Origin of the sequence: Streptomyces sp. NRRL B-24085 (assembly GCF_001282115.1) — a bacterium.
Taxonomy (GTDB): domain Bacteria; phylum Actinomycetota; class Actinomycetes; order Streptomycetales; family Streptomycetaceae; genus Streptomyces.
This window is the reverse complement of sequence record NZ_LJBR01000688.1, coordinates 1-2255: the sequence shown is the minus strand read 5'-3', so window position 1 is coordinate 2255 and position 2255 is coordinate 1. Positions and strand designations below refer to the sequence as shown.

Sequence of the window (2255 nt, the reverse complement as noted above, 5' to 3'; positions counted from 1 at the left end):
GCTGGGGTCCGCGCGAGGCGCGGGACGGGCGGGTGGGGGGTGTGCCGGTGCGGCCGAGGGTGCCGTAGGCGAAGGCGGCGGAGACCAGGGTCATGTGGTGGTGCCAGCCGGGGTACGAGCGCCCCTCGAAGGCGCGGAGTCCGAAGTCGTCGGCCAGCCGCTCCACGGTGTCGGCGGCGCCGGTGTGCAGTCCGGCGAGGGCCTGCGCCTCGCGGGCGGGCCGGTCCACGAGGTCGGTGAGCCAGAACCGGTCCCCGCCGGAGCCGTCGGGGCGGTGTTCCGCAAGCAGCCTGAGGGGGACGGGGATGCCGGGCAGGCGCACCGGGACCGCGGCCGCCGGCCGGGAGGGGTGCGAGGCGAGGAGGTCCCGGAGGGACAGGCCGCTGCCGCCGGTCCGCTGGCGCGGGAGGGTGGACACGGCGCCGGGGGCGCCGGACGCGGCACGGTCCGGGTGGACGACGAGGTCGGCGGGCGCGGCCACGACGAAGCCCCGCCGTCGGGCCACGAGCCCGCCGAGCAGCGCCGTGGTGTCCGCGAAGCCGACCAGGTCGGCGACGACCGGCAGCCGGTCCGGGCCGGCTCCCGCGGCGGTCAGGCTCCGGCCGGACCCGTCGACCAGGTCCAGCGCCTGGGCGGTGGCCGCGTCCTGGGTGCCGGCGGCGTCCTCGGGGACGCGGGCCCGGTCACGCACCCGTGGGTCCGCGGACCACGCCCCGGGCAGCAGCAGCCGCCAGTCCACGGGGGCCGTGGCCCGGTCCGCGGCGAGGAACGCGCCGATGCCGACCTGGCAGTTGACGGTACGGCCCTCCTGCGGGACGAACCGGCGGTGCACTCCGCAGGAGCGGTCACCGCGCTTGGGCAGCACCGCCGTGCCGAGCAGCAGGGCGCGGGGGCCGGATCTGCGGACCACCCAGTCGGACAGCCGGGCGCGGACCGGTTCCCAGTCCCAGGGGCTGGCGTTGACGAACTGGTGCAGGGCCTGGGCCGCCGTGGCCGAGTCGGAGACGGAGGCCGCGAGCCGCCGTACCGTCTTGCGGCCCGGGGTCGTCAGCAGGCCCCGTGTGTAGACGTGGGCCCAGCGGCGCTGGTCGGCGCGGGGCAGCCGCTCGAAGATCTCCGCGACGAAGGCGTCGAAGGCGTCGTGGGCGGGGTGGTCCGGGGAGCCGGTCCGGACCCGGGGGGCGGCAGGCCCGGGAGCCACCGTGGAAAACGCCCTCACCATGTCGCGTTCCCCTTTCTCTGGGCTGGGCGGGCCCCGCCGGTTCGGAGCCCGCACCAAAAAAATAGAGAACGAACTCTTTGTTTTCAAGACGAGGGTGCCCCACCGAGTGCGACTTTGCCGAGTCCGACCTCCCGCACCGCGCTCACCTGCGGTTTTCACAAGGGGGAGAAGACCGGCCGCAGCAGTGCGGCCTCGCTCAGCTCCCGCCCCGCCCTCGCCGCCCAGCCCTCACCGAGCCCCCGGGAGGCCAGGGCCACGGTCAGCGCGCCCTTGAAGGAGGACAGGTACAGGGAGCCGCCGGGCCCGCCGCCGGGCCCGCGGGCCGCGACCGTACAGAGCCCGGTGACCCTCGCCGCGTGCGGGCCGAGCGCTGTGTCCACCGAACCGGCGTCGACGACCCGCACCTCCGGCCCGCGGGCCTTCGCCTCCCGCTCGACCGCGTGGCGGATCCCGGTGTGCGCCCGCCGCTCCGGCCGCCAGGCCCGCGCGGCCGAGCAGAGCACCGCCGCGTCGGCCCGCGCCCGGTCCAGCGGGTCACCGGCCGCCCCGGCGTTCAGCCGGGCCCTCACCAGCCCCAGCACACAGCCCGGTTCGGCGATCAGCGTCCGCTCGGCGTACCGCCGGCGCAGGGACATCGCCGTGACCACGGCGACCTCGGGCCGCCCGGTCTCCCGGGCGAGCGCGTCCGCCACGACGGTGGTGAGGAACCCGCCGACGGTCACCCGCCCCGCCCCGCACCACTCGCGCAGCCGACGGCTCTCGTACGGCGTGAGCGCGAGCGTCACGGCACCGGACGTCGTGGGTCCGGCCGCCACGGCACCGGGCGTGCGGCAGTCACCGCGCGCGTGCCGGCGACCGTCCCGGTACGGCACCGCCGCCCCGGCCCCGCACGCCCCGCACCCGCACCCGCCGCCGCCCTCGTAGGTGAGGTCGTCGGTGTCGGGCGGCAGCGCCTCCGCCGCACGGTCGGCGGCGTCGGGGCCCGGGGTGTCGAACCGGGCGTCCAGCAGCGGCCGTACGAGACGGCCGACGG

2 protein-coding genes are annotated in these 2255 nt (G+C 77.6%); both read right to left on the bottom strand.

Translation table 11 applies throughout. The features are described from left to right. A partial coding sequence (locus tag AOJ26_RS41210) for a transposase (protein ID WP_053853421.1) occupies positions 1 to 1222 on the bottom strand: 1222 nt, incomplete at its 3' end. A gap of 155 nt (positions 1223 to 1377) precedes the next feature. After that, positions 1378 to 2255: hypothetical protein (locus AOJ26_RS41205; RefSeq protein WP_159044549.1), on the bottom strand; the 878-nt coding region annotated here is incomplete at its 5' end.